This window comes from Kribbella antibiotica, from assembly GCF_004349055.1.
GTDB lineage: Bacteria > Actinomycetota > Actinomycetes > Propionibacteriales > Kribbellaceae > Kribbella > Kribbella antibiotica.
In genome coordinates this window covers 1-21241 of record NZ_SMKX01000014.1, presented here as the reverse complement: position 1 = coordinate 21241, position 21241 = coordinate 1, and the positions used below count along the sequence as shown (strand labels likewise).

Annotated in this window: 22 protein-coding genes; 9 read left to right on the top strand and 13 right to left on the bottom strand. The window is 67.6% G+C overall.

Annotated elements, in window-relative coordinates:
- The first annotated feature begins 1 nt into the window (after position 1).
- Complete coding sequence (gene hrpB, locus E1263_RS07095; protein ID WP_132166366.1) at positions 2-2497, top strand: ATP-dependent helicase HrpB; 2496 nt, start codon at positions 2-4, stop codon at positions 2495-2497.
- Here the strand turns inward: hrpB and E1263_RS07090 are convergent, their stop codons facing one another.
- Positions 2498-3499 carry an alpha/beta hydrolase gene (locus tag E1263_RS07090; RefSeq protein ID WP_132166365.1) on the bottom strand — a complete coding sequence of 334 codons (1002 nt, stop codon included), beginning with the start codon at positions 3497-3499 and terminating at the stop codon, positions 2498-2500. It lies immediately after the preceding gene.
- A gap of 239 nt (positions 3500-3738) precedes the next feature.
- Between E1263_RS07090 and E1263_RS07085 the strand changes: the two genes are divergently transcribed.
- Both E1263_RS07085 and E1263_RS07080 read left to right on the top strand, forming a co-directional pair.
- On the top strand, positions 3739-5877 hold the full coding sequence (locus E1263_RS07085) for an ATP-binding protein (RefSeq protein ID WP_132166364.1): 2139 nt from the start codon (positions 3739-3741) through the stop codon (positions 5875-5877).
- A complete protein-coding gene (locus tag E1263_RS07080) occupies positions 5870-7684 on the top strand; it encodes an ATP-binding protein (protein ID WP_165956530.1) in 1815 nt (604 codons plus the stop codon). The genes E1263_RS07085 and E1263_RS07080 overlap by 8 nt, the downstream gene beginning before the upstream one ends.
- Here the strand turns inward: E1263_RS07080 and E1263_RS07075 are convergent.
- The 12 genes from E1263_RS07075 to E1263_RS07015 form a co-directional block, all read right to left on the bottom strand.
- Positions 7657-8280: a helix-turn-helix transcriptional regulator gene (locus E1263_RS07075; RefSeq protein ID WP_132166362.1), complete on the bottom strand. Its 624-nt coding sequence runs from the start codon at positions 8278-8280 to the stop codon at positions 7657-7659. The two genes, E1263_RS07080 and E1263_RS07075, sit on opposite strands and share 28 nt — an antisense overlap.
- Positions 8281-8330: 50 nt before the next feature.
- Positions 8331-8870 (bottom strand): peroxiredoxin, encoded by a 540-nt coding sequence (locus tag E1263_RS07070; protein WP_132166361.1) that lies wholly within the window; start codon positions 8868-8870, stop codon positions 8331-8333.
- An 18-nt stretch (positions 8871-8888) separates the two neighbouring features.
- Positions 8889-9257 (bottom strand): thioredoxin family protein, encoded by a 369-nt coding sequence (locus tag E1263_RS07065; RefSeq protein ID WP_132166360.1) that lies wholly within the window; start codon positions 9255-9257, stop codon positions 8889-8891.
- Positions 9257-9868, bottom strand: coding sequence for a GTP-binding protein (locus E1263_RS07060; RefSeq protein WP_132166359.1), 612 nt, complete (start codon positions 9866-9868; stop codon positions 9257-9259). Before E1263_RS07060 ends, E1263_RS07065 begins: the two co-directional genes overlap by 1 nt.
- 26 nt (positions 9869-9894) lie before the next feature.
- On the bottom strand, positions 9895-10356 hold the full coding sequence (locus E1263_RS07055; RefSeq protein ID WP_272949650.1) for a roadblock/LC7 domain-containing protein: 462 nt from the start codon (positions 10354-10356) through the stop codon (positions 9895-9897).
- Positions 10353-11975, bottom strand: coding sequence for a sensor histidine kinase (locus E1263_RS07050; RefSeq protein WP_165956529.1), 1623 nt, complete (start codon positions 11973-11975; stop codon positions 10353-10355). The genes E1263_RS07055 and E1263_RS07050 overlap by 4 nt, the downstream gene beginning before the upstream one ends.
- 35 nt (positions 11976-12010) lie before the next feature.
- Positions 12011-12613 (bottom strand): DUF742 domain-containing protein, encoded by a 603-nt coding sequence (locus E1263_RS07045; protein ID WP_132166357.1) that lies wholly within the window; start codon positions 12611-12613, stop codon positions 12011-12013.
- Entirely contained in the window at positions 12610-12888 is a 279-nt protein-coding gene (locus tag E1263_RS07040) for a hypothetical protein (RefSeq protein WP_132166356.1), read from the bottom strand. Before E1263_RS07040 ends, E1263_RS07045 begins: the two co-directional genes overlap by 4 nt.
- Complete coding sequence (locus tag E1263_RS07035) at positions 12879-14099, bottom strand: NAD(P)/FAD-dependent oxidoreductase (RefSeq protein ID WP_132166355.1); 1221 nt, start codon at positions 14097-14099, stop codon at positions 12879-12881. Before E1263_RS07035 ends, E1263_RS07040 begins: the two co-directional genes overlap by 10 nt.
- Entirely contained in the window at positions 14096-14929 is an 834-nt protein-coding gene (locus tag E1263_RS43545; RefSeq protein WP_238161111.1) for a ferric reductase-like transmembrane domain-containing protein, read from the bottom strand. The genes E1263_RS07035 and E1263_RS43545 overlap by 4 nt, the downstream gene beginning before the upstream one ends.
- A complete protein-coding gene (locus E1263_RS07020; RefSeq protein ID WP_132166354.1) occupies positions 14920-15684 on the bottom strand; it encodes a DUF4142 domain-containing protein in 765 nt (254 codons plus the stop codon). Before E1263_RS07020 ends, E1263_RS43545 begins: the two co-directional genes overlap by 10 nt.
- 81 nt (positions 15685-15765) lie before the next feature.
- Positions 15766-16386, bottom strand: coding sequence for a helix-turn-helix transcriptional regulator (locus E1263_RS07015; RefSeq protein ID WP_132166353.1), 621 nt, complete (start codon positions 16384-16386; stop codon positions 15766-15768).
- Between the two features lie 69 nt (positions 16387-16455).
- Between E1263_RS07015 and E1263_RS07010 the strand changes: the two genes are divergently transcribed.
- From E1263_RS07010 to E1263_RS06985, 6 genes are all read left to right on the top strand, one after another.
- The gene (locus tag E1263_RS07010; RefSeq protein ID WP_238161110.1) at positions 16456-17007 is read left to right on the top strand and encodes a DUF6891 domain-containing protein; all 552 of its coding nucleotides are present in this window, start codon (positions 16456-16458) and stop codon (positions 17005-17007) included.
- Entirely contained in the window at positions 17004-17603 is a 600-nt protein-coding gene (gene pdxT, locus E1263_RS07005) for a pyridoxal 5'-phosphate synthase glutaminase subunit PdxT (RefSeq protein ID WP_132166352.1), read from the top strand. The genes E1263_RS07010 and pdxT overlap by 4 nt, the downstream gene beginning before the upstream one ends.
- Before the next feature lie 47 nt (positions 17604-17650).
- Positions 17651-18412: a YebC/PmpR family DNA-binding transcriptional regulator gene (locus tag E1263_RS07000; protein WP_132166351.1), complete on the top strand. Its 762-nt coding sequence runs from the start codon at positions 17651-17653 to the stop codon at positions 18410-18412.
- A gap of 181 nt (positions 18413-18593) precedes the next feature.
- Entirely contained in the window at positions 18594-19652 is a 1059-nt protein-coding gene (locus E1263_RS06995) for a glycoside hydrolase family 19 protein (RefSeq protein ID WP_238161109.1), read from the top strand.
- Between the two features lie 65 nt (positions 19653-19717).
- Positions 19718-20362, top strand: coding sequence for an HAAS signaling domain-containing protein (locus E1263_RS06990; RefSeq protein ID WP_132166350.1), 645 nt, complete (start codon positions 19718-19720; stop codon positions 20360-20362).
- A 31-nt stretch (positions 20363-20393) separates the two neighbouring features.
- Entirely contained in the window at positions 20394-20981 is a 588-nt protein-coding gene (locus tag E1263_RS06985; protein WP_132166349.1) for a macro domain-containing protein, read from the top strand.
- Positions 20982-21241: the final 260 nt, after the last annotated feature.

Here is a 21241-nt window from a genome sequence, read left to right as displayed (position 1 = left end):
CGTGTTGTTGCCTGAGACGTCGGTGCCGGGGGCGGACCTGCCTGTGCGGGCGGTGCTGCCTGCGACGGTGGACGCAGTGCGTTCGCACGGTACGGCGGTGTTGGTGGCGCCGCCTGGGTCGGGCAAGACGTCGTTACTGCCGCTGGCGCTGGGGGATGCGCTTGGCGGCACGATCATCGTGGCGGAGCCGCGGCGGATGGCGACCCGCGCGGCCGCGGCGCGGTTGGCGATGCTGGTCGGCGAGCCGCTGGGGCAGCGCATCGGTTATGCGATGCGCGGTGAGCGCAGTGGTGGCGCAGGCCTGAAGGTCGAGGTGGTGACCACAGGCCTCCTCGTACGGCGCCTCCAGCAGAACCCGGAGTTGCCGGGCGTGGCCGCGATTGTGATCGACGAGTGTCATGAGCGGCACCTCGATGCGGATCTGCTCCTCGCGTTCTGCCTCGACATCCGGGCGAATCTCCGCGACGACTTGGCGATCGTGGCGACCTCGGCCACGCCGGACACGGTCAGGCTGAGTCGTGCCTTGGGTGCGGCGCCCGTGATCACTGCGTCTGCTGCTTTGTTCGACGTGGCGATCGAGTGGGCTCCGCCGCCGGTCCCGGTGCCGTTGCTGCCAGGTGGGCGGGTTGATCCGCGGCTGCTGGATCATGTCGCGGCGGTTGTCCAGCGTGCGCTCGCGGAGAACGAAGGCGACATCCTCGTGTTCGTGCCGGGGGAGGGCGAGATCAACGGGGTGACTCGGCGGTTGGCCGGTCAGAACGTGCTGCCGTTGTTCGGTCGCCAGTCCAGAGCTGAGCAGGATCGTGCGCTGGCCGCGTCGGGCACTCGCCGGATCGTGGTGACGACGTCGGTCGCGGAGAGTTCGCTGACAGTCCCCGGGGTCAGGGTGGTGGTCGACTCGGGGCTGGCGCGGGAGCCGCGGACCGATCAGTCCCGTGGTCTCGGGGCGTTGGTGACTTGCCGGGTATCGAAGTCATCGGCCGAGCAACGTGCGGGTCGCGCCGGGCGGGAGGCTCCTGGGCGCGTGTACCGGTGCTGGTCGGCGACCGATCACGCGCATCTCGACGATCATCCGGCGCCCGAGATCGCGATCGCCGATCTGGCTGCTTTCGCCCTCGACCTTGCGGCCTGGGGTGCACCTGCTGGTGAGGGTTTGACGTTGCTCGAGGCGCCGCCGGTGGTTGCGATGACCGCGGCGACCGAGTTGCTGCGCCGCCTCGATGCCATCGACGACGACGGCCGGATCACCGAGCGTGGACGGCGGATGGCCGCGGTCGGGGCGCATCCGCGGTTGGCTCGGGCGTTGCTGGACGGGACACCACGGGTCGGCGCCGACCGGGCCCGCGAAGTGGTCGCGATGCTCTCCGACGACTCCGGTCGTGACTTCGGCGATGACCTGCCGGCCCGCTGGCGAGCCCTCCGCCGCGGCGACGACCGCGGAGCCACTGCCCGCTGGCGAGAAGAGACCAAGCGCCTCACCCGCGGTACGACGGCCAACCGCGAGCCGGGGACGCGCGTCGTACCGGATGATTTGGCGGCGGGGATTGTGGTGGGTCTCGCGTATCCGGATCGGATCGCGCGAGCTCGGGCGGCGGACTCGACGACGTACCAGATGTCTGGTGGGACGGGTGCTGCGCTCGATCCGCAGTCGCCGTTGCGGACCACGCCCTGGTTGGCGATCGCGGTGGCCGACCGGGCACCGGGGCGGGCCGATGCCAGGATCCGTTCCGCGGCGCCGATCGATGAGCAGACCGCGCGTGACATCGCCGGTGATCTCGTGGCGACCACCGACCAGATCCGTTGGGACGACGGCCGGATTGTGACTCGCCGCGTTGAGGCACTCGGGGCGATCGTTCTCAACGACCTCCCGCTGGCCAAGCCCGACCGCTTGCTCGTCCAGGCTGCCGTCCGCGACGGGATCCGGCGCAGCGGCCTGTCCGTACTGCGCTGGTCCGAGGCCGCATTGGCCTTGCGCGAGCGACTCGCGTTCTGCCACGCCCACCTCGGCGCCCCTTGGCCCGCAGTCGACGACGAAGCCCTCCTGGCTAGCCTCGACGACTGGCTGGGGACCGAGCTTGCCTCGGTGCGAGGCGCGCGCGACCTCGGCCGCATCGACGTGACCGCGGCGCTCCGGCGCCTGCTGCCCTGGCCGGCAGCAACCCGCTTCGGCGAACTCGCGCCGGAAAAGCTCCACGTCCCTTCCGGCTCCGAAGTGCGTCTCGCGTACGACGGCATCGAGTCACCCGTCCTGGCCGTCAAGCTGCAAGAGGTATTCGGCTGGACGGTAACGCCGACCGTCGCAGACGGCCGTGTCCCGGTCGTCCTGCACCTCCTGTCACCAGCCCGGCGCCCAGTCGCGATCACCAGTGACCTGGCCTCGTTCTGGAAACAGGGCTATCCCCAGGTCCGGGCCGACCTCCGAGCCCGCTACCCCCGTCACCCCTGGCCCGAAGATCCGCTCAGCGCGATCCCAACCAAGCGAGTGAAGCCTCGGTGATCAGCGGACCTTCAGGGCCTTGAGGAGGATCGGGAGCGACGAGTGGAGCTCCCGTTGCCAGTAGGACCAGCCATGCGTGCCAGGACCGTAGAAGTTCGTCGTCAGGTGCTTGGCGCCGGCTCGGGTGAGGGCGGTGGCCAGTGCGTGGTTCTGGCGATTGAAATCGGCTTCCAGGGCGTCGGTTTTGCCGGGTGGGTCGAAGGGGCCGGCGGTGCCGTCGCCGCAGGACAGGTAGATGGGGAGCGATCTGAGCCTCGAGGCGAGGTAGTAGGGGTCGTGCGCTTCCCAGATACGTCGTTGGGCGACCGGGTCGCCCCAGACCCGCAGCGGATCATCGCCCTGGCCGCCGAAGAATCCCAGGATCCGGTTGACCGACTCGGCGTCGAGCAGCGGGTGCGTCGAACCGGAGTACGCCGCTGCGGCGCGGAACATGCCGGGGTGACGGGCGGCGTACAGGAGTGCGCCTTGGCCGCCCATCGACAGCCCCGCCACCACCCGGTTGCTGCTCGCTCCCCAGCTCTTCTCGAGCAACCGGCGGAGCTCGACGGTGTGGAAGGTCTCCCAGGCGGGGTCGCCGCCCGCACCGTGGTTCCACCAGTCGCTGTACCAGCCGTTCCAGCCGGCCTCCGGCATCACCACGAGCACTTTGCGCAGGCTGCCGATCGTCGCGATGTCGGTCCCCGACCAGGATGTGTAGTCCCCGCAGCAGCCGGCGAGTAGCCAGAAGGTCGGCCAGTGCTGCCGGCTCTGCGGGCTCCACCCGTCCGGTGTCAGCAGCCGAACCTTGACGACGCGGTTCCCGAGCGCCGGCGACCGGACCGAAAGGTCCGTCAACCGGTCCGCGACCTTGGTGACGCCGACGACCTCCGCACCCGTCGAACGGGCGGCCGGTACGGCGAGGTCGGTGCTGGGCGGGACTGCCGCTGCGGGTGCGAGCGGGGACAGCGCGAGCACCACGGCAGCAGCGAGTACGACGCGCCGGCCGATCCAGGATCGTGTCATGCGGGTTCACCTCAGGGGGCGGGGGAGGGAATAAAACCAACGCTGTGTTTTTCTCAACTGCCGACTACCGTAAGGCGCCCGCCGGCTTCGGGCAAGACCGCGATCGTGATCCGGCTGGATGCCGTCGGCAACCAAGGGTCCACAGAGTAGTGACCGGCCACCACAGGGTTCGGTTTGTTGTCTTGTTCGCCTACTAGCCTGATGCCTTGTCCTCCTGACTACGTCGGAAGGGTACGGAAATGACTATTCCGAAGGTCCGGATCACGCTGCTCGGCCCCGTGCGGGTGTGGGGAAGCGCCGGCGAGGTCGAGCTCGGATTCGCCCAGCGCAAAGCGGTGCTGTCAGTGCTCGCCCTGCAGGCCGGTCACTCGGTCAGCAAGAGCGAGTTGGTGGACGGCGTCTGGGGTGACGAACCGCCCGCGAGCGCTCAGGGCAGTATCTACAGCCACATCTCCGCCCTGCGAGCGTCCCTTGAGCCGCATCGACCGCCGCGTTCCGAAGGCACCCTGCTCACGTCGGCCGGCTCGGGATACTGCCTGACGCTGCCCGCCGGTGCTGTCGATGTCGATCACTTTCAGCAACTGCGTGACCAAGCGCGGGCCTGCCGCAACAACCGGGACACCGCCGGTGAGCTGGTCGCGCTCGACGCCGCGCTCGCGTTGTGGTCCGGCGATGCGCTGGACGGTGCTCCCGGCCCCTTCGCGGTCCGGCAGCGGGCCCGGCTGGTCGGGCTGAAGCTCGACGTTGTGGAGCGGCGCGCGCGGATGCTGCTCAACGCGGGCAGGCCGCACCTGCTCATCGACGACCTGCACGATCTGACCAAGCAACACCCCTTGCGGGAAGGCCTGCACGGGCTCGTCATGCAGGCCCTCTACCTGACCGGCCGCCGGCAGGCAGCCATCGGCGTCTACCAACGGTTGCGCAGCGCAACGATCGAGAGCCTCGGCGCCGAGCCCAGCGGCCAGCTGATCTCGCTCAACGACAAGATCGTGCGCGACGATCCCGCACTGTGCTGGACGGTCGACGGCGTCCCTGGGGTGACCCGGCCGATTCCCCTTGTCTCCAAGCCAATTCGGGCCGTCCATCGAGGCCTGATCGGCCGGGAGGCGGAAGGCGCAACGCTCCGTGCCGCGGTCAGGTCGGTCAGTCAGGGCACCGGCGGAGTGGTCTGGCTCGAAGGCGAGCAGGGCATCGGCAAGACGGCATTGCTGGCTGAAGCGGTCACAGGCGTGAAGGGTTGCCAGCTCGCCTGGACGACCGCCGACGAGCTCGGGCAGGGGGTTCCCCTGCGTGCCCTCGTGGATGCGCTGGACGTGACCCGGTTATCGCCGGATCCGCGCCGGGCCGCCCTGGCGGCCGTTGTCCGCGCGTCCGACGACTCCGCCAGTAGTGAAGGAGTGCTCACCCTTGTCCGCCAGTTGTGTGCAGACGGACCGCTGATCCTGGTCGTCGATCAGCTGCAGTGGGCGGATCCAGCCAGTCTGCAGGTCCTGCAGCGGCTGGCCGCCGAGACCGCAACGGTGCCCTTGCTGATGGTTGCGGCACTGCGGCCGATGCCCACCCGGCCGGAGATCGATGAAACCCGTACGGCGCTACTTCCGCACGCCGAGGTCATCACGCTAGGACCGCTGGCGGACGACGCGGTCGAGGAGTTGGTCGCCGCGCTCGCTGATGCCTCGCCGGGCCCGACCTTGCGAGGCATCTCCCAGCAGGCCGCGGGAAGCCCTTGGCTGCTGGAGGTTCTCATCGAGAACCTGATCAGCAGCGACGCACTGGTGATCGGCGATGGTCAAGCCGAGCTCCTCGGCCTCAGACCGCCGCCGAACCATTGCACCATTGCCGACGTGATCACCGATCACACGCGCGCTCTGCCCAAGCCGGTGCGGGATCTGCTGGGCTGGGCTTCGTTGTGCGGCGACAGCTTCACCCTCGTCGAGATCACGGCGGCGCTGGCGTTACCGGCCGCCGAGGTCTCAGCGGTGGTCGCCGAAGCCGTTGCCGGGGGCTACCTCACGATGTCCGGCGATGCGTTCGCCTTACGCCACAAGATGATCCAGCGCGCGTACTACGGCCGGTACGCCGCAGCGATCCGCGGCTCGCTTCATCGCCAACTCGCCGAGGTGTGGGCAGCAGCCGCCGTACCGGCGGAGCGGGTTGCCGAGCAGTTGATGCATGCCCCCGTCGACAACAGCTTGTGGCTGAACGACTGGCTGACGGCGAACGCGGCCGCTCTCGTGGTCCGAACACCCCGACTGGCCTCGACCCTGCTCGGCCGCATCATGTCATCGGATGCGATGCCGCTCGCGAGCAAGGCGACGTACGCGGCCTTGTTCGCGAAGCCTGCAACGCGTTTCGGCCATGCCGCCGACCATGTTTGACACGCTGGTGCGGATCGACCTGCTGGGTCATCTGCGGGTCCGGCTGGAACACGAGGAGGTCCAGCTCGGACCGGCTCGTCGGCAGGCAATCCTCGCCGTACTGGCGGACAACCTCGGTCGGCCTGTTGGCCGTGACGAGCTGATCCACGGCGTGTGGGGATCCGCACCGCCCGCGAGTGTCGACGGCAACGTGCACACCTACATCTCCGGTCTGCGCCGGCTACTGGAGCCGGAACGTGCGCGCTGGTCCGGTGGTGAGCTGCTGGTCTCGGAGCCACCTGGCTACCGGCTGCAGCTGCCGCGCAACAGCACCGACCTCGCCGCGCTCGGCAGCCTGAAGGAGCGCGCGAACGAACGGCGGGCGGCCGGTGATCATGAAGCGGCCGTGCAGCAACTGGACTCCGCGCTCGCCCTGTGGCGCGGTGAGGCGTTCGGCGGGCTGCCCGGTCCCTACGCGGAACGACGGCGTGCCGAACTCGGCGAGGAACGACTCGTGATGGTCGAGCAGCGCATCCAGAACATGCTCGCGCTGGGGGAGCACAACGGCCTGGTCCCCGAGATCGAAGCGCTGGTGCACGAACATCCACTCCGCGAGTCGGGGTGGGAGTCGCTGATCATCGCACTGCAGCGCGACGGACGCAGGATGGAGGCGCTCGACCGGATCGCCTACCTACGCGCCGTCCTGCGCGAGCACCTCGGGGTCGAACCCGGTACGGCGATCCGTCGCCTGCACCAGGAGTTGCTGGCCGGCGATCCAGCCTTCGCGACGCCGGAACCGCATGTCGGCCGCCGGTCGAAGCGTGAGCTGCTCTCGATCGTTCCCGGGGGAGTTACCCGGTCCCAGTTGGCGGGCCGGGAGCTCGAGATAGCGAAGCTGAAGTCGTGCATCGGCGAGCTCAGAACCAGACGCGGACGCGTGGTGCTCGTCGAGGGCGAGACGGGGATCGGGAAGTCGGCGCTGCTGTCCTCCGTTGCGCCGAGCTCGTGTCACCTCGCGTGGGCGGTGGCCGACGACAAACAGCCGCTCGGTGTGCTGATCCGAGCACTGGGCCTGGAGCCCACCGCCTCGATCGCCATGAGCGACGTACTGAAGCGCGTTGAGCAACTGTGTGCAAGCGCATCGCTCGTGCTTGTCGTGGACGATCTGCACGAGGCCGACGAGGCCAGTCTGCTCGGGTGGGATCTGTTGGCCATGGCTAGCAGATCTTTACCGTTGCTGATGATCGCGACCTGCCGATCGGGTGAGCACAAGCCAGGTTTCGCGCGACTGCGACGGGCGTTGACCGCGCGCGACGCCGTACTGATGCCGTTGCGGCCGCTGAGCCGGGCTGCCTGTGCTCAGCTCATCCACCAGGTGATCGGCGTGCCACCGGGACCGGCCCTGCGGGCACTCGCCACTACTGCGCTGGGCAACCCGCTCGTGTTGCGGCAGACAATCGCGACGTTGGTCCGCGACGGTTCCATCCGCACCAGCAACGGCTTAGTTGATCTGTACGACGACGCTGGCGCCGCAGCAGCCGAACGCGTGCTCGTGGCGGCGCTGACCGCGCGGCTCGACCGGCTGTCCGGGATTGCCCTGGAGACGTTGCGCGCGGCCGCAGTGCTCGGGATGCGGTTCACCGCTGGTGAAGTCGCCGCTGCGGTTGGCCGCCGGCCGTCGGAACTTGTCGACGTACTGGACGAAGCGATTCGCGCGAAGGTGCTCGCAGACGTCGGCGGGTTCCTCACGTTCACCCACCCTGCGCAACGGCGCGCGCTCTACGACAGCACGCCGCCGGATCAGATGACTCCGGCCCGCAGCGCGTAGGCGACGGCCTGCGGCCGGTTCCGCGCCCGCAACCGGGTGGTGATCGCGAAGATGATCTTCTTCACGGTGCGCTCCGAATAGGACAGACTGCGGGCGATCTCGATGGTGTCGAGACCGTCCGCCATCAGCCGGAGCACCTCGATCTCCCGTGGGTCGAGGCCGACGCCGGCCAGTCCGCTCGGCTCGAGCACCTCGCGGTAGAGCCGCTCGGTGTGCTCGACGAGCTGACCGAGCAGATTCGGCGGCAGGTGCGCGCCACCGGCCGCCGCGGACCGCACAGCCCTACCCAGTCGGCCGTCCACGCACGCAGCCCGGGGCAGGATCGCGACGACACCACACCCCACAGCCGTCGGCAGATCGCCGTCCTTGATCTCGTTGATCAGCAGCACCGTCGGCCGGCGGACCTCGGCGGCGCTGGCCCGCATCTCCTGCAGAGCAGCAGTCGACAGCCGTTCGAACGCGGCGACGACCACCTCGGCGCGGAGTTGTTGCTGCTGCGGAACGACGATCAGGTCCGGTTCGGCCGCGAGGCAGTTGGCCACGCCCGCCTTCGTGATCGGATCGATTGCACATACGCCGACCTGGACCAGGTTCATCTGTCGCTCCTGTCGTCGTTCCCGTGACCGACAGTATTGACGCGACGACTTCACGCGGTCTCTGATGGCAGATCGATCCAGCTGCCCACCGCAGTGGGCACTGTCAGCCCCACGCCGAGCTGCTTCGGCTCGAGGTAGGTGGCGATCGCTTCCTTCCACGCCGTCTGGTTGCGCGCCTGGTCGGCCTGCTGCACCTCGGCGAACCGGATGATGCCCTCGGCATCGATCAGGAACGTGCCCCGCCTAGCCACCCCGGCACCGTCGTTGAACGTCCCGTACGTCGTGGCCACCTCGCCGTGCGGCCAGAAGTCGGACAGCAACGGGAACGGGTACTTCTGCTTCTGGGCCCACTCGTCGAGGCTGAACGGTGAATCCACCGAAACGCCGAGCACCTGGATGTTGTAGTTGCGGTAGAGCTCGATCTCGTCGCGGATCTGGCACAGCTCGCCCTTGCAGATCGGCGTGAACGCGCGCGGGTAGTAGATCAGCAGCACGCTCTTGTCGCCGATGAACGAGGACAACGTGACCGGCCGGAGTTTGTTGTCCTCCAACGTGAAGTCCGGAGCCCGGGAACCGACTTCCAATGCCATGGCAGAGTCTCCTTTCCGTTATGAAGAAGGTGTGCGAACGGACTGGCGGACCTTCTCGACGTCGAGCGCCCGGGCCTGCCGGATCACGTCGGCGAGCGCCTGTTCGGTCAGCGAGCCTTCGTGTACGAAGATCAGCGCGCCGCCCCGCAGCACCGCGACAGTCGGGATCGTCTTGACGTTGAACGCCGCGCCCAGCTCGTGCTGCTCGTCGGCATCGACCGAGGCGAACACCACGTCCTCGTACGACGAGGCGGCGTGGCGGAACACGTCGGTGAACGCCTGGCACGGACTGCACCACTCGGCGGAGATGTCGATGACCATCACATCGCTGGTCCTGCTCAGTTCCTGGAACGTGGGCACGTCCAGTGCGATTACTTCTCGTGCCATCAGAGTCCTACCTTCAGCGGTTCGGCAGCCTGCTCGACGCGTTGCACGACGTACCCGATCAGTTCGAGCAGCGTCTGCCGGACCTCACCGCGGTCGCGGGCGTCACAGCGCAGGACCGGGACGGCCGGATTGATCGCCATGGCACGCCGGACGTGTTCGAGGGGGTGGTGCAGAATCCCGTCGAAGGTGTTGACACCCACGACGTACGGGATCTTGCGGTTCTCGAAGAAGTCGATCGAGCTGAACGAGTCCGACAACCGCCGGGTGTCGGCCAGCACCACCGCGCCGAGCGCACCCCGGACCAGGTGGTCCCACATGAACCAGAAGCGTTCCTGGCCTGGAGTTCCGAACAGGTAGAGCAGCAGGTCGTCGTCGAGGGCGACCCGGCCGAAGTCCATCGCCACCGTGGTCGCGACCTTGTCCGGGATCCGGGTGGTGTCGTCGAGCTCGTTGCTGACCACCGTCATCATCGCCTCGGTGGTCAGCGGCTCGATGTCGGAGACCGCCCCGACGAACGTCGTCTTGCCGACCCCGAACCCACCGGCCACCACGATCTTCGTCGAGGTGATCGAGCCGGCCTTCTTCATCGGACCGAATTCAAGTCTTTTCATCGCGCGTTCCTCTCCGTTCCGGTCCGTCAGTTCGCAGCGGAACCGGCGGGCACCGTCGCCGCGTCGTCGCTGCGTTCACCCGGCGTGAGCTGGCGGCTGAACCGGTCCACGAGCAGGGCCATCTCGTAGGCGATCTGGCCGATGTCGTAGCCGGGGTCGGCCAGGATGGACAGGCAGGACCCGTCGCTGATCGCCATCAGCAGCATGGTTCCGGCATCCATCTCGACGATCGTTTCCCGGACGTTGCCCGCCTCGAAACAGCGGGCCGCGCCCTCGGTCAGGCTCAGCAAGCCCGACGACACCGCGGCGAGCTGGTCCGCCCGGTCCTCGGGCAGCGTGCCCGAGGCCGCAAGGAGCAGCCCGTCCGCTGACACCGTGACCCCGTGGGCCACACCGGGGACGCGGTCCACGAAATCGTTGATCAGCCACGACGACTCGTTCACGAGCTCCTCGTACGTCATCGCTTCCTGCTTCGGCTCTCCGCTCATTTCGTTTCCTTCCTCTCCAACACGGTCCAACCGCCGGTGTGCTGTTGTCTGCCGCGCATCAGGTCCTCTTGTTCCTTGGCTTTCCGAACACCCAGCTGGTAGCTGGACAACCTCCGCCGCAGCTGCGACGGGTCACGTTCGACCGCTGTGACCTGCTCCGGCTCGTCCGGTGCCTGGTCGTCGGTCGCGATCGCGGCCTGCAGGTGCGCGCCGCTCTGCCGCATCGGCAGACCGTCGTCGGTATAGGTGTAGGAGTTGGGCTCCTCGGCTTCCGGCGGTGGCGGCTCAGCCGGTACGGCGAGGTCGCCGCCGGCCTTGAACCATCGCGACGGCACTCGGGTGTCCTGGCCGTCAACGGGCGTGGGCTCCATCGGCTCCATCGGCTCCTCAGGCTCCTCCGGTTCCTCAGGCTCGGCGGCGAGTTCGGCGACCCGCTGGCCGGGCACCCGCATCGGCAGCACTTCCGGTACGTCGGCATGTGTCTGGTCGATGCGGTCGGTCCCCACCGGGTCCCGTTCGGTTCGCCACGACGGCGACCTGCTGTACCAGGACGACATCTGGCGTGGACTCGACTGCTCGTTCTGGCCGGCGTGCGTCGTACCGGTTCGCCGGAGGGTCGTCCGCACCGCTACTGCCGAACTCGCCTGCCGCGCGCCGGTGAGGACTCGCCGGTCGCCCGGCAGCGTCGCGCGGACGGCGTCCTCCTCGAGCAGGACCGAACTCGGCACCGACACGAGCGCCGAAACACCCACGACGTCGTCGCCGCCGAACAGCTCCACCTTGAAGCCGTTGCGGCCCGCGAGCCGGCCGACCACGAACAGCCCGACCCGGCGCGAGCGCGCGATCTCCAGCGAGCCAAGCTTCTTCAGCTGGTCGTTGACTCGGCGGATGTCCTCGTCGGACATCCCGATCCCGTTGTCGAACACGCCGATCGACAGTCCTTGGTGCCGCCCGAGTTCGGCGTTGATCGTGACTTCCTTGTCCGGCGCGCTGAAGGCCGTCGCGTTGTCCAGCAGTTCGGCGATGATTCGGATCAGGTCGCCCGCGGCGGTGTTGGAGACACGGACCGACGGCGTACCGAGCACCCGGATCTTCTGGTACTTGTCCACCTCCGACATCGCCGCGCGGAACACGTCGGCGATCGTCACCGGGTTCTTGGTGGCTCGCACCAGTTCGGTTCCGGCCAGCACCAGTACGTTCTCGTTGTTGCGGCGCATCCGCGTCACGAGGTGGTCGAGCTGGAAGAACAGATGCATGTCTTCCGGTGTCCGGTTGCCCTGCTCCAGGCGCTCGATCACCTGCAACTGGCGTTGCAGCAAGGTCTGGGTACGGCGGAACATGTTGACGAACACCTCGGTATAGCCCAGTCGCAGGTCCTCGTGATCGGCCGACGACTGCAACGCGGTCGCACACGCCTCCTCGAGCGCGCCGACCTCGCCGTACAGGGTTTGCTGAGCTCGCGACAGCCGTCGCCCGTACTCGAACATGACGGCACCGACGCAGACGGCAGCGGGCAGAGCCGCCAGCCAGAGCCAGTCCGGGGTGCGGATCACGGCCGGGACAGCTACCAGCACGATCTGCGTCAGGGTCAGGGTGGCGAATACGAACTGTTTGCTCACAAGACCTCCTCTCCGGGCGCTCATCGACTCTGTGCTCATCGGGTGGCCGACAGCCGGGCCAGGCCGGAGTAGACCCGCCGCAGCAGCTCGGCCGGCGGCAGTCCGTCCACGATGGCCACTGGTTGGTGGACGCGTAGGTATTGCCTGTCGATGGCTTCGCTGATGATCGTTCGGGCCAGCCCCAACGGGGCCGAGATCGCGACCGCGACCTCCGCCACGGATTGCGGCATCACACAGACCCGGCAGATGTGCCGTTGGTCCTCGGTCAGGTCCTTGATCGGCAGCGAAGCGTAGGGGCGGGCGGCTTCGACCAAGGTCTCGAACTCGAGGTTGTACTTGACCTCCGACCGGCCTCCCGACCGCACGTACGGCCGGATGATCGACGAGTCCGCGAGGTCGGCGGCCGGGTCCGGCCCGTCGGTCGGCGCCAGGCCGTTCGACGGCATCCGGCAACCGTTGCGCGCACCAGCGCTCGTCTCCTCCAGCAACACCTTGATCGGCACCAGATCGGTCAGCGCCTCGACGACGATCGCGACCTGCCGAACATCGCCGGACTCCTCGGCCGGGGCCCGGTCGCGGAAGTCGCGCTCGGCCCATTCGCGGTAGTCGGCCCAGCCACCGAACCGAATCGCAGTCATCGGTCCTCCGCGGCGTGGTCGGTGCCGTGGCCGATTCCGCGTCCCGCCAGCGGCCAGGTGGAGTCGAACTCGGCGGCGGGAACCGGTGCCAGCAGCGGTCGTGGTGGCTCGCGGTAGGGCAGCGGGACACTGAGCTGGACCGGGTGCGCCGAGTCCGCGACGAGCACCTTGATGGTGGTGGTGAGCGACGTGCAGTTGGGCGACTGCGCGACGCCGACGGCGAGGCCGGTGAGAAGTGCCAGCACCGCAACGAGAACTGGTGAGTTCAGCCGCACGACGGACTCCTTTCTTTGATCACCCGGGTCACCAGGGCCTTGTTCTGCAGCTCCTTGGCGTAGTTGAGGACGGCAACCGAACGGTCGAAGCCGATGACGCCGACCAGTTCGTCGTTGGACAGATAGCCGGACAGCGACCGCTGCGTCGTGGCCGCCGGGTCGAGCGACACCCGTTGGCTGCCGACGGCGGGCATGCCCGCCGCCTGGATGCGCAGACCGTGCTGCTCGGACCAGAAGCGGGGGATCGGTGTGAACGGCGATGCCGACTCCCGGCCGCTGAGCAGGCTTTCGGCTGCGGCGCGCCCCATCTCGATCGCGTTCGTCCAGTGCTCGACGCGCCGCGGCGTGGTCTCGAAGCGCAGGTTCGGCCAGGACGCGACGTCGCCGGCGGCGACCACGTCCTCCATGCCCTCGACATGACAGGTCGCGTCACACACCACACCGTTGTTCAGCGTGGCACCGGAATCCCGCAGCCAGGCCACGGCCGGAATCGAGCCCACCGCGACGATCACGGCGGCCGCACTGAGGCTTCGGCCGCTCGACAGCCGTACGTCGATCCGCGACGCGTTGCCTGCCCACGTCTCCACCTTGGTGCCGAGCTCCAGCCGGACTTTGTTGCGCCGGTGCAGATCCGTCAGCCGGGTGGCCAGGTCAGTGTCGAGCAGGTTGTTCATCAGCATGCTCGCCCGGCCGACGAGGGTGACCGGGCGGTCCATGTGACGCAGGCTCGACGCGACCTCGCAGCCGATGAAACCGGTGCCGATGACAACGATCTGCTCCCGTGATCCGTCGAGCAGCTGACGCAACCGCCGGGTGTCCGCGCGGGTGCGGATCACGGCGGCACGCGGATGCCCGCTCAGTCCGCCGGGATGCCGCCGCGACTCGACCCCGCTCGCGATGACCAGGCCGTCGTACTCGAGCTCTTCACCGCCGGGCAGATGGACGATGCGGCGCTGCGGATCCAGCTGCGACACCGTGGTGCTCAGGCGCCAGATCAGGCCGAGGTCGTCCGCCGGGGCGGTGAGGACGTCCTTGGCTCCGAGCTCGCCGGTGAGGAACTGCTTGGACAGCGACGGGCGATAGACCGGCAGCGTCGACTCGGAGCCGATGATGACGATCTCGCCGTCGAACCCGAGCTCCCGCAGGCGTTCTGCGGAACAGAGTCCGGCGATACCGGCTCCGACGATGACGATCCGCGGCAGGTCGTTCATGAGTCCTTCCCCACGATCTCGATGGCTCGCATCGGGCAGGACCGCGCTGCCGAGATCACGTCCAGGTTCCGTGACACCTCTGGGCTCTGCCGGTAGGCGAGCCGGCCGTCCTCACCCAGCTGGAACACGTCCGGCGCCTCGGACTGGCAGAAGCCGTACCGGTGACACCGCTGGTTGTCGACGCTGATGCTGAGCGGGGCCGCCTTGTCGATCGGGGCGGCGGAGGCGTTGTCACCCTCGATCAGGCCGATCCGCACTAGTGCCCGAGCCGGCAGGAAGCGGACCGCGAGCAGTGCGATCGCGGGGGCAGAGATGGTCAGACCGGCCAGCCACAGCAGCTCGAAGTTGCCGTTCGCCCAGGCGCCCCACCAGGCGTGGGCAACTCCGAGAACGAAGACCACATAGGCGGTCTGGTGGAAACGCAACCAGTTCCGGTAGCGGAACAGCCGGTGCATGCCCGACGTGATCATGATCGCCACCATCAGGTCGAAGGCGATGATGCCCAGCGCGTGCCGTACATAGCCGTTCAGGAAGGGGACGACGACCTGGGCGCCGACCACGAGCTGCTCGTCCAGGAACATGAAGCCGAAGCCGTGCACAGTGGCCGTCGCCAAAGTGAAGGTGGCGAGCATGGCATGACCACTGCGCAGTGCCTGGTGGCCGGTGAAGCGGCGGATCCAGCCGGTTGCGGTGAAGATGCCCCAGCACAGCGTCAAACACATGGTCAGGTAGGCCAGCCGTGCTGAGAATGCGACCACGCTTCGTACGCCGTTGTCGTTGCCGGTGAAGCCGGCGGCAACGACAGCCTCCGGCAGACTCATCAGTCCCATCGCGCCGCCGCCTCGTCTTCCTCGGCGACCTCGGCCGGCCGCACCCGTGAGCCCAGCCGGACGAGGAGCAGCGTCGCCAGCCCGATCGCTAAGGCCACTGCGATGCCGCGTCCGAGGTCCGCGGGTGCTGGGATCGACTGGTACTGCGCATCTGTTCCGGAGTGCACGGCCAATGCGTCGGAGGTGGCCAGTCCGGTGCTCTCCAGCAGCGCCATGTGGCGGGAGACGTAGGTCTCGGCAATCGCTGCCATCGACCGGATGACGTCGTTCTGCGTCGTGGACCGGACCGTCGCGATGGCCATGTACACCGAGCCGTGCGCGGCCCTGGCCAGGTTGACGTACAGGCGGTCGAGCTTGTCCCCGGTGGCCGCCCTGATTTCGTCCTGCCAGGCCTGCTGCTGCGGTGTCGGGGCTTGCGGCAGCTGGATCTGTAGCCGGTCGGCGGCGGCCATGTTGTCCTCGTGAAGCACGTGGTGCTCCCTGTCGAGCTGCTCCGCGACCTTGCGCACCGCCGGGTTGCTGCTGCGCAGTGCGACGTCCGCACTCGCTGGCGCTTCCCACAGGCCGGCCTGGGCGACGGCTACGAGCATCTTGATGTCCGCCGGGTACAGCGCGCCGTACTGCGCAGGCATGGTGGTGTCCTTGCGCTGGTGCTCGCCGGGCACCTCGCCATGCCAGCCACCGGTCGCCGAGATGCCACAGGAGCTGACCGTTGCGATGACCGCGATCACGAAGAGCAGTCGCAGGATGCGCATCTGTCCACTCCGTTCCGCTCGGGGTCGCTAACGCCTAGTAAGCAGTCGGTGCACTCGCCGGGGGAACGGAAGTTCCCTTTATTAGCGAGCCGCGTGCCCGATCGGGACCGGCAAGGCACCTGACCTGAAGGCGTATGCGACGGCATGCGACGGGTTGTTCAGGTGCAGTCGGTCCAGCACGCCGCGGAGTGTGTTCCGGACAGACCGGTCCGGGCAGCCGATGCGGGCGGCTATCTCGACGACGTTCAGCCCGTCCGCGACCGAGCTGAGTACCTCCCGCTCGCGGGAGTCGAGTAGTGCCATCGACAGCCCGTTCGCTTGAAGCATTTGGTCAAGCTCGCGCAGGAGTGCCGCCTGTAGATCAGGGGGCATCAGTGAGATGCCTCTGGTCGCTCCGGTCACGGCGGCGACCAGCAGGGCCGCAGTCGCCGACGCCGCCGGTACGACGCTCTTCACACCGAGCTGTACTGCCAGGAGAACGCTGCCCGAGTCGAACCGGTCGGTGACCACCACACACCTGGCTGGCCGATGCTCGTTGAGCGCGTGCAGCCGCCCGGCGCCCACAGTCCGTTCAGCGAGGACGATCACATCCGCAGGCCCGCTTGCCTCCACTGCGATCTCGGCACAGGTGCTCAGCATTGCGCCGATCCCCGCGCGAACGATCGGGTCCGAAGCGCGAATCAGTACTTGGATCGGGCGCATGCCGACAGCCTGTCTCGGCGGACTTCATTCCTTCTCGGAGCGTCTCCGGCCTCGACTAGGCTGAGCAGCATGATGGTTGACGAGCGGACAGCCCGGGAGCTGCGTGGGCTGGCTCGGGTGCTGGTCCGGTCGGGGTACGCCGACCATGCTGCGATCACTGCTGCGCTGACCGAGGCTGTTGCGGAAGACGCTCCGGACATGGACGCGGCCGCGCTGGTCCCGCTGCTGATCGGCGAGGCGGTCATGGACGTGGCCGAGGACGCCAATGGCTGGCCGGAGGTGACCGACCCGGAGCGGCTGGAGGCGGTGCTGGCTGAGCTGGAGGCGCTGGGTGTAGTCGTCGTTCGCTACACCGCAGACCACCATGACGCTCGGCAGGTGCTGGAGGCAGCCACTGAGCCGCAGGGGCTGGTGTTCTTCACCGACACCGACGTGTGGCACGCAGTGGACTTCGGGATGCTGGAGCTGAAGGTGTGGCACCCGGACACCGCCAATGTGGCGCCGGGGGAGCCGTTGCTGGAGGACGTGCTCGCGCTGCTGAACGAGCGGAATCTGCCGGCCACCTTCGACGAAGGCCGGATCGAAGTCACCCTGGACTGGCAAAGGCGGGTAGTGCTGTGAGCAAGCCTCTGATCGGAGTGTTCGCACTCCAGGGGAACGTGCGCGAGCACCTGGCGATGCTGGAGCAGGTCGGGGTGCAGGCGCAGCCGGTACGGCGTCCGTCCGAGCTGGAGCAGGTGGATGCGCTGGTGCTGCCGGGTGGTGAGTCGACCACGATGGAGAAGCTGGCCAGGACGTTCGAGCTGTTCGAGCCACTGCAGAAGCGGATCGTGGACGGGATGCCGGTCTTCGGGACGTGTGCCGGGATGATCCTGCTCGCGAACGAGATCACCGGCGGGATCGCCGGTCAGGCGACGCTCGGCGGGCTCGACGTGACGGTCCGGCGGAACGCGTTCGGGCGGCAGGTCGACTCGTTCGAGGTCGACCTGGCCTTCGAGGCGTTCGAGACGCCGTACCACGGTGTGTTCATCCGTGCACCGTGGGTCGAACGGGTCGGACCGGACGTCGAAGTACTGTCGACCGTGAGCTCGGGCCCCGCCACGGGTAGGATCGTCGCGGTTCGTCACGACCAGCTGCTGGCTACGTCGTTCCATCCGGAGATGACCGGGGACGCGAGGCTGCACGGCTACTTTGCCGAGCTGGTCCGCGGGCTCTAGGTTTTGTTCGGCGATCAGCTGTCGGCGGTAGAAGGGTTGGGTTCGCGATGTCAGGCCACTCCAAATGGGCCACCACGAAACACAAGAAAGCGGTCATCGACTCGAGGCGCGCCAAGCTCTTCGCGAAGCTGATCAAGAACATCGAGGTGGCGGCCCGCACCGGCGGCGGTGACCTCGCGGGCAACCCGACCCTGTTCGACGCGGTCCAGAAGGCGAAGAAGTCGTCGGTTCCCAACGACAACATCGACCGCGCGGTCAAGCGTGGTTCCGGCGCCGAGGCCGGTGGCGCGGACTGGCAGGCGATCACCTACGAGGGCTACGGCCCGAACGGTGTCGCGATGCTGATCGAGTGCCTGACCGACAACCGCAACCGCGCGGCCGCCGACGTCCGGACCGCGATGACCCGCAACGGCGGCTCGCTGGCCGACCCGGGCAGCGTCGCGTACCTGTTCCACCGCAAGGGCGTCATCGTGGTGAACAAGGAGCAGGACGGCAAGTCCTACTCCGAGGACGACGTGATGGAGGCCGTCCTCGAGGCCGGCGCCGACGAGGTCAACGACATCGGCGAGTCCTTCGAGGTGATCAGCGAGGCCACCGACCTGGTCACGGTCCGGACCGCCCTGCAGGAGGCCGGCATCGACTACGAGTCGGCCGACGCCTCCTTCGTGCCGTCGATGACGGTCGATCTCGACGCCGACGGCGCGGGCAAGATCTTCCGGCTGATCGACGCGCTCGAGGACAGCGACGACGTCCAGAACATCTTCGCCAACTTCGATGTCTCCGACGAGGTCATGGCCGAGATCGACTGACCGGTCCTTCCCGACAGCCGCCGTGGACTCCGGTCCGCGGCGGCTGTTCGCGTTCCCGACGTCGCCACAGTCTTTTCGCTGAGATCTTTCTTTAGTCGGCGATGGGTGCTAAATCTGGTAGCTGCCGAACCCCCTCCGGGTTTCTGTGCTCCGAGTAACCGCCCCTACTGAGGAGACGCTGGTGAAGAGAACTCTTGTCTTTTTGATGGCACTGGCCGCGTTGCTGATTCCAGGAACTTTCGTGGCTTCGACAGCCGAGGCCAAAACGACCGCCGCAGTGGCTTGTACCTTTACCGACTGGGTGCAGGGCCAGTGGTACACGACCGGCAGCATCGTGAAGTTCCAAGGTGCTTATTACATTGCCGAGCACGACAATCCGGGCTATTCGCCGACCGAGAGCACCTGGTACTGGGATCCCACCAGTTGTGGCGACACCCCGCCGCCGGCCAACTGCAACTACCCCGACTGGGTGCAGGGCCAGTTCTACGCGACCGGCGCCATCGTGAAGTTCCAGGGTGCTTATTACATTGCCGAGCACGACAATCCGGGCTATTCGCCGACCGAAAGCACTTGGTACTGGGACCCCTACAACTGCGGTGGCACCAATCCGCCTGGTCCGGGAGGATTCCCGGTCAGTGAGGCCGTGTTCAACCAGATGTTCCCGAGCCGGAACAGCTTCTACACGTACGCCGGGCTGATCAATGCGCTCTCCGCGTATCCCGGATTCGCCAACACCGGTGACGACACGACCAAGAAGCGCGAAGCCGCTGCGTTCCTGGCCAATGTCAACCACGAGACCGGTGGCCTGGTTTACATCAAGGAGATCAACGAGGCGGCGTACCCGAACTACTGCCACCCGGAGTTGCCGTACGGCTGCCCGGCCGGACAGTCGGCGTACTACGGCCGTGGCCCGCTCCAGCTGAGCCACAACTTCAACTACAAGGCGGCCGGGGATGCGCTCGGGCTGCCGCTGCTGACCAACCCCTGGCTCGTCGAGCAGGACCCGGCGATCTCCTGGAAGGCCTCGCTCTGGTTCTGGAACACCCAGACCGGCGCCGGCACGATGACCGCGCACAACGCGATGGTCAACAACCAGGGCTTCGGCCAGACCATCCGGACCATCAACGGGTCGATCGAGTGCAACGGTGGTAACCCGACGCAGGTCCAGGCCCGGGTGACGGCGTACCAGAACTTCACCAGCCGACTCGGTGTCTCGCCGGGCGACAACCTGTACTGCTGATCCTCCGACCGCCTCACCTGGTACCTTGTGTCGCAAGGAACCGGGTGAGGCATGGGAGCGGCGTGATGGGTATAACCAAAGACGCAACGGCTGAGGTACGGCGCTATCTCGATGACCTCTCGCGCTTGCTGGCCGACGTACCGGCCAATGAGCGGTCCGAGATCGTCGGTGAGATCGCCGAGCATCTGCGACAGGCCGAGTCGACGGGCGACGCAGACGCCGTACGGGATGCCCTCGTGCGCCTGGGGTCTCCCGAGGTGGTCGCCGCCGCCGCGCGTGGTGAGCAGGTCGCGCCAGTACGACGCTCGCTCGCCGACCGCTGGACTGTCGTCGTAGCCGGCCTGGCGGCGCTCTGCGCGACCGACGGCTTCCTGCTGCTCGGCGTCCTGATGTCGATCACATCCCACTTCGACGAGGACGCGGACTGGAACATCCACCCGGCCGCAGTGCTGTTCAGCATCGGCCTCGGCCTCTTGGCTGGGTTCTTCGCAGTCATCCTCGTCTGGGTCGGCAAGAGCTGGAGCCGGCGCCACAAGATCGGCATCACCGTCATCTGGCCGCTGGCCGCCGCCGTCATGATCGCCGCAGGTGAGCTCTCCGTGGCGCTGCCAATCGGCGTCGGCTTCCTCGTTGCCGGGGTCGTCATCCTCGTCGGCGCCCTGGCAACAGTCCTGATCGGCCGCTGGACCCTGCAGGCCGTCGCTTCCTGATGTGATGCCGCAGGGGAGGTAGCATCCGCGCGTGACTCGCCTCCTGCTGGTAGATCTAGATGAAGACCTCGTTGCTGCGTGGCAGGTGGCGTTCGCTGCGCAGATCGACGAGGGCACGGTTGAAGTGCGGCAAGGGTCGCTCCTCGACGCGCTGCCCGAGGTTGACGCTGTCCTGACGGCTGGCAACAGCTATGGCCAGATGGACGGTGGTGTTGATCGAGCCCTGTCCCAGCACTGGCCCAGTCTGCAGCGGTCAGTCTGGGCAGCGCTGGGAGACGACTTCCACGGCTATCTGCCGGTGGGTTCGGCCAGTGTGGTGCCCACGGGAGATGACTCCTGCCGGTGGCTGGTCTATGCGCCGACGATGCGGGTGCCGATGCCACTGGTCGGTGGGCTCGACATGGCGGCTCATGACGCCTTCTGGGCAGCGCTGCTGGCGGTGGGGCGGATCGCTGAGCCGGTCGCGCGGATTGCTGCGCCTGGCTTCGGTACCGGGTACGGCCGGCTGCGCCCCGAGCGAGCGGCTCAGCTGATGGCTGCTGCGTTCACCTTGTGGAAGTTGCCGTCAACGACGCAGATCTCGCATCGTGAGGCGTTGCTGCGGCGCCGCGAAGGGTAGACATCGGATCTATCTTTCGGCATCCTCGCTCAGGAGCTGCGGATCTGCGCGTGAAGTGTGCGGATTCGCCCGATCTCTTGAGAGGCCCGCCCATGCCTGAGCTGAGTCGTCGTGCTGTGCTTGCTGCTGGTGGTCTGGGGGCCGCCGCCTGGGTTAGTGGGGTGAGCGTGGCGTCGGCGCTGCCTGTGATCAGGCCGGGGCGGTTGGAGTATGGGCAGCCGGCTCGGGCTTGGGAGTCGGGGGCGTTGCCGCTCGGGAAC